Here is a 6000-nt window from a genome sequence, read left to right as displayed (position 1 = left end):
TCACACATGGCAAGCAAAACAAACCGGTCGGCGGCGGTGAAGGCGGTCAAAAAAGCGCCAGCAGGTGCCGCGTCCAAGGCGGCGGCGGAACATCCGGCTGTGGCCGCGCTGCGGGCATCGAATGCGTCCAAGGTCAAGGTCGCGGTGTGCGACATCGACGGCATCCTGCGCGGCAAATACCTGCACCGCGACAAGTTTCTCGGCGCCGCCGAACCCTACCCCAGTGGTGGCTTTGGCTTTTGCGACGTGGTGCTGGGCTGGGACATGGAAGACACCACCTACGACAACACCACCGCCACCGGTTGGCAGCACGGTTTTCCCGATGCGCTGGCCCGTCTCGACCTGAACACCGCGCGCCACGTGCCCTGGGATGCCGAGGTGCCCTTTTTCCTGGGTGAGTTTGTCAACGCCGACGGCAGCCCGCACGCACAATGCCCGCGCCAGGTCTTGAAGCGCGTGCTCAAGCGCGCGGAAAAAATGGGTTTCCAGGTCATGACCGGCATGGAGTTCGAGTGGTACAACTTTGCGGAAACACCCCAGAGTTGGGCCGCCAAAAAAGGCGTGGGGCCACAGCCGCTCACGCCGGGCATGTTTGGTTATTCGCTGACGCGCATGCACCAGAACCGCGACTATCTCAACGCCCTCATGGACGAGATGCTGGCGTTTCGCGTGCCCATAGAAGGCCTGCACACCGAGACCGGTCCGGGCGTGTACGAGGCGGCCATCGGTTTCAGCGAAGCCCTCGAACAGGCCGACCGCGCCGTGCTGTTCAAGGCCGGCACCAAGGAAATCGGTTCGCGTTTTGGCATCATGCCCAGTTTCATGGCCAAGCCGCACCAGTTGCTGCCCGGCTGCAGTGGCCACATCCACCAAAGCCTGTCGGACGGCAAGAAAAACCTGTTCTTTGATGCGAACAGCCCGCGCAAGATGAGCCCGCTGTTCGAGAGCTATCTGGCCGGGCAGGTCGCCTGCATGATGGATTTCGCCCCCATGATCTGGCCCACCATCAACAGCTACAAACGCCTGGTCGATGGTTACTGGGCGCCGGTGAAACCCACCTGGGGCGTGGACAACCGCACCGCCAGTTTTCGCGTGATCGCTGGCAGCCCCAAGGCCACCCGGCTCGAAACGCGCTGCCCCGGTGCCGACGTGAACCCCTATCTGGCGATGGCGGCGGTGATCGCAGCGGGCCTGGACGGCGTGGAAAAAGGGCTCAAGCTCAGCACCCCGCCCATCACCGGCACCAATGTGGGTGCCGAACACGTGCCGCGCGCGCCGCGCACCCTGATCGACACCACGCGCGTGTTCCAGCAATCCGCGGTGGCCCGCGATTGGCTGGGCGACGGTTTTGTGGACCACTTCGCCGCCACGCGCGACTGGGAGTGGCGACAATGGCTGGACGGCGTGACCGACTGGGAAATGAAGCGCTATTTTGAAATCATCTGAACCCCACCTTTGTTCGACGGTATGACCATCACCCATTTTTCTTTCCCGACCCCGATCCAGTTTGGTGCCGGTGCGCGCCGCAACGTGGGCCCGCATTTGCAGAAACTGGGCTTGAAGCGCCCGCTCATCGTGACCGACAAGGCGCTGGCCGCGCTGCCGTTGCTGGCCGAATTTTTGGGCCACCTGCAAGGACTGGAGGTGGCGGTTTTCAGCGGCGTTGTCGGCAACCCGACCTGCAGCCAGGTGATGGCCGGCGCCGACGCCTACCGGGAACACCAGGCGGAGGGTGTGATTGGCCTGGGCGGCGGCGCTGCGCTGGATGTGGCCAAGGTGGTGGGCGTGGCCGCCACGCACGAGGGCAACATCCTGGAATACGTCTGGGACCACCCGCAGGTGCGGCCGATCGTAAACGCCCTGCCGTATTTCGTGGCCGTGCCCACCACCTCGGGCACCGGCTCCGAAGTGGGCCGCTCCAGCGTGGTGAGCGAAGACGACACGCATTTGAAGCGGGTGGTGTTCAGCCCCAAGATCCTGGCCCAGGTTGTGTTCGCCGACCCGGAGCTCACCTTCGGTCTGCCGCCCCACATCACCGCCGCCACCGGCATGGACGCGCTCACCCACAACATCGAAAGTTATCTTTCGCCCGCCTACCACCCGCTGTGCGATGGCATCGCGCTGGAAGGCACGCGCATCGCGGCGGCGGCCTTGCTCACCGCCGTGCGCGAGCCGCACAATCTGCAAGCGCGCAGCGACATGATGATGGCGTCCATGATGGGCGCCATCGCGTTCCAGAAAGACCTGGGCGCCGTGCACGCCTGCGCCCACGCCCTGGGTGCGGTGTGCGACCTGCACCACGGGCTGGCCAATGCGCTGATGATCGATACCGTGCTGGCCTGGAACCAGGCGGCGGTGCCCGCCAAGTTCGACGAACTGGCCCATGTCTGCCAAGTCGCGGGTGGCGGCCCGGCGTTTGTGCCTTGGCTGCGCCAGCTCAAGCAAGAGCTGGGTATCGCCACCGGCCTGGCGGCGCACGGCGTGAAACCCGAACACCTGCCGCGTCTGGTCGAGATCGCGTGCGCCGACATCTGCCACCAGACCAATCCCCGGCCCTGCACGGCGGTCGATTTTGAAGCCCTGTTCCGGGCCGCGATGTAACCATGGACCGCGTGAAAATTGGCGTCAGCGCCTGCTACCTGTATCCAGATCCCGCGCGCGCGGCCTTTGGCAAAAAAACCCTGAACTACGTCGAACAATCGGTGCCGCACTGGTTGATGTCGGGCGGCGCGCTGCCGGTGATGATCCCGCCCACCAGCGGCGAGACCGCGCGCGGCGACGTGGGCCTGGACGATTACGCCGCCTGGCTGGACGGCTTGCTGCTGCACGGTGGTGTGGACGTGGCACCCGGCAGCTACGGCGAGCAAGCCCTGGACCCGCGCTGGCAGGGCGACCCGGTGCGCGATGCCTACGAGATGGCGCTGGTGAAAGCCTTCGTGGCCCAGGGCAAACCGGTGTTCGGCATCTGCCGGGGTTTGCAGCTCATCAACGTGGCCTTTGGCGGCACGCTGGTGCAAGACATTCCGACCCAGCGGCCGCAAGCGCTGGTGCACCGCGACGCCGACCGCTACGACCTCAATTTCCACCAGCTTGAGCTGGTGCCCAACACCCGGCTGAGCACCTTGTTGGCCAACCGCAGCAGCCAGAAGATCAACAGCGTGCACCACCAGTGCGTGAAAGACCTGGCGCCCGGTTTTGTGGTGGAAGCGGTGTGCCCGCACGACGCCACCATCGAAGCCATACGCCACACCGGTGCGGATTGGGTCGCTGCGGTGCAGTGGCACCCGGAATTCCACGGCCCGGCACACGGCACCCTGGACGACACCCCGGTGCTGGACGATTTTCTGGCCGCCGCGCGCGCCACCCGAGCCACCCACAGCCCCACCCGATGAGCACTCTTGACATCCACAACCCGGCCGACCACAGCCTGATCGCCACGCTGCCCGCCGACGACGCGGCCTCGGTCGCCGCCAAAACCGCACGCGCCCGCGCCGCCCAGCCCGCCTGGGCCGCCACGCCACTGGCGCAGCGCAAGCGCTGCATCGAACAGTTTCGCGCCGCTGTGGTGCGCGAACTCGACGGTCTGGCCACCACCATGACGCGCGAGACCGGCAAACCGATACAGATGTCGCGCAACGAGCTGAACGGCTTGCTGCCGCGCCTCGACTTCTTTCTGGCCGAAACCGAAGCCGCGCTGGCCACCGCCACCGTGTTTAACGACGGTGGCATGACCGAGCAAATCCAGCGCATTCCACTGGGCCTGGTGGCCAATATTTCGGCCTGGAACTACCCCTGGTTTGTGGGCTGCAACGTGATCGTGCCCGCGCTGCTGGCTGGCAACTGCGTGCTGTACAAGCCCTCGGAAAACGCCAGCATGACCGGCTTGGCCATCACCCGTTTGTTGCACGAAGCGGGTGTGCCGCCCGACGCCATGGTCTGCCTGGTGGGCGCCGGTGCGGTGGGTGCGGCCTTGCTCGAACAGCCGGTGGACGGCGTGTTCTTCACCGGCTCCTACGCCACCGGCAAGCGCATCGCACAAACCGTGGGCGACCGTTTCATCAAGCTGCAGTTGGAACTCGGCGGCAAAGACCCGACCTACGTGTGCGAAGACGCGGCGGTGCAGAACGCCGCCGCTTCGCTGGCCGATGGCGCCATGTACAACACCGGCCAGAGCTGCTGTTCGGTGGAGCGCATCTACGTGCACGAACAGATTTACGAGGCCTTTGTAGCGGCTTTCGTGCAGACGGTGCAAGGCTTCCAGCGGGGCGACCCGATGGCCGAGGACACCTACATCGGCGCCATCACGCGGGCGCCGCAATTGGACGTGCTGGACGCCCAGGTGGCCGATGCGCTGGCCAAAGGCGCGCGGCTGCTGTGCGGCGGCGCGCGGGGCGATGGCCCGGGCAACTGGTACCTGCCCACCGTGTTCGCCGATGTGGACCACCGCATGGAGCTGATGCGCGAAGAAAGTTTCGGCCCCATCATCGGCATCCAGAAAGTGAGCGGCGACGCACAAGCCGTGGCACTCATGAACGACAGCCGCTACGGCCTGACCGCCGGTGTTTTCACCCCGGACGCCACGCGTGCCCAAACCCTGCTGGCGCAGCTGAACGCCGGCAGCGTGTACTGGAACTGCTGCGACCGCGTGAGTCCCCGCCTGCCGTGGAGCGGGCACGGTGATTCCGGCGTGGGCCTTACGCTGTCGACCGAAGGCATACAGACGTTTTCACGACCCAAAGCCTGGCACCTGCGGCAGGCCTGAAGGTCGAAAAACGGGGTGCAAGCACGGCAGCTCTCTCAGCGGAGAGTGCTGTGTCAAACTCTTGGGCATGAACGCGCAGCCCGTCAACATCAGCGAAGCCGAGGTGGAATTCACCGCCATCCGGGCGCAAGGCGCGGGCGGTCAAAACGTCAACAAGGTGTCGAACGCCGTGCACCTGCGTTTTGCCATCCACGGCTCCTCGTTGCCGGACGCGGTCAAAGAGCGCTTGCTGGCCTTGAGCGACCAGCGCATCACGCTGGAAGGCGTGGTGGTCATCAAGGCCCAGACCAGCCGCAGCCTGGAGCAAAACAAAGCCGATGCCTTGTCCCGCTTGCAGGCGCTGGTGGACAGCGTGGCGACGCTGCCCAAGCGGCGCAAGGCCACCCGGCCCACCCTGGGTTCGCAGCGGCGGCGGCTGGAAGGCAAAGCCAGCCGGGGTCAGGTCAAAGCCTTGCGCGGTCGGGTGTCGGGCGGCGAATAAGCCGCCTCGGGTTTCGGCTGGAACGGTTTCAGCGCGGTCCGCTCATCACCGAAGCATCGGTGAACACCAGATCCATGGGGTAGCGTTGCCCGGCCAGGTGGTCTTCGATGCAGCGCAGCACCAGCGGGCTGCGGTGGCGCGCGGCGCTGGCCCGTATTTCATCGGGCGTCATCCACAGCGTGCGCACAATGCCGGTGTCCAGCGCGCGGTCCGGGTCGAAAGCCCCCAGGTCGCCGCAGTAGGCAAAGCGCAGGTAGGTGATGTCTTCCTGGCTGGCTGCCCGCTGGAAGCGCGAAACATAGACGCCCACCAGGGCCGTGGGCCGGAAGCTGTGCGCGGTTTCTTCCAGGGTTTCGCGCGCCACGCCTTGTTCCGGGCTTTCGCCCGGGTCCAGGTGGCCGGCCGGGTTGTTCAGGCACAGGCCTTCCGGTGTGTGTTCTTCCACCAGCAGGTAACGGCCATCGCGCTCGATGATGGCGGCGACTGTGACGCTGGGTTTCCATCGTGTGTCCATGGCGCGATTATCCGGTCTAGGAGCCTGCGCGGCAGAAGAGGCGTCGGCTGTAAATCGCCCGCAGCGGTCCATTTTTCACCGTCTATTTGCCCCATAGCCGGGCTATGGGGCTGCACATCCGGCAAAAACTGTCCTCGCTGGGGGCGATTTTCGCTTTCGACGCCTTCTGCCGCGCAGGCTCCTAGCCCCGGCGGCAACACCGGCCCGTGCACCGCCGGGCTTGCGGGCTTTGTCGCCGAGCGC

Annotated in this window: 6 protein-coding genes; 5 read left to right on the top strand and 1 reads right to left on the bottom strand. The window is 65.7% G+C overall.

What is annotated here, in order from left to right; all coding sequences use genetic code 11:
- Positions 1–6: 6 nt before the first annotated feature.
- The 5 genes from ABYB95_RS00905 to arfB all read left to right on the top strand — a co-directional run bounded on the left by ABYB95_RS00905 (position 7) and on the right by arfB (position 5243).
- Positions 7–1446, top strand: coding sequence for a glutamine synthetase family protein (locus tag ABYB95_RS00905; RefSeq protein WP_372656534.1), 1440 nt, complete (start codon positions 7–9; stop codon positions 1444–1446).
- A gap of 21 nt (positions 1447–1467) precedes the next feature.
- The gene (locus ABYB95_RS00900) at positions 1468–2601 is read left to right on the top strand and encodes an iron-containing alcohol dehydrogenase (RefSeq protein WP_372656532.1); all 1134 of its coding nucleotides are present in this window, start codon (positions 1468–1470) and stop codon (positions 2599–2601) included.
- A 2-nt stretch (positions 2602–2603) separates the two neighbouring features.
- A complete protein-coding gene (locus ABYB95_RS00895; RefSeq protein ID WP_372656531.1) occupies positions 2604–3392 on the top strand; it encodes a gamma-glutamyl-gamma-aminobutyrate hydrolase family protein in 789 nt (262 codons plus the stop codon).
- Positions 3389–4762: an aldehyde dehydrogenase family protein gene (locus tag ABYB95_RS00890; protein ID WP_372656530.1), complete on the top strand. Its 1374-nt coding sequence runs from the start codon at positions 3389–3391 to the stop codon at positions 4760–4762. Before ABYB95_RS00895 ends, ABYB95_RS00890 begins: the two co-directional genes overlap by 4 nt.
- A gap of 67 nt (positions 4763–4829) precedes the next feature.
- Entirely contained in the window at positions 4830–5243 is a 414-nt protein-coding gene (gene arfB / locus ABYB95_RS00885) for an alternative ribosome rescue aminoacyl-tRNA hydrolase ArfB (RefSeq protein ID WP_372656529.1), read from the top strand.
- 28 nt (positions 5244–5271) lie between these two features.
- On the opposite strand, the gene ABYB95_RS00880 is transcribed toward arfB, so the two are convergent.
- Complete coding sequence (locus ABYB95_RS00880) at positions 5272–5757, bottom strand: NUDIX hydrolase (protein ID WP_372656528.1); 486 nt, start codon at positions 5755–5757, stop codon at positions 5272–5274.
- Positions 5758–6000 lie beyond the last annotated feature (243 nt).

It is taken from the genome of Hydrogenophaga sp., from assembly GCF_041633695.1.
GTDB lineage: Bacteria > Pseudomonadota > Gammaproteobacteria > Burkholderiales > Burkholderiaceae_C > Hydrogenophaga.
The sequence above is the reverse complement of the archived record's forward strand: the minus strand, read 5'-3'. Positions and strand labels throughout refer to the sequence as shown.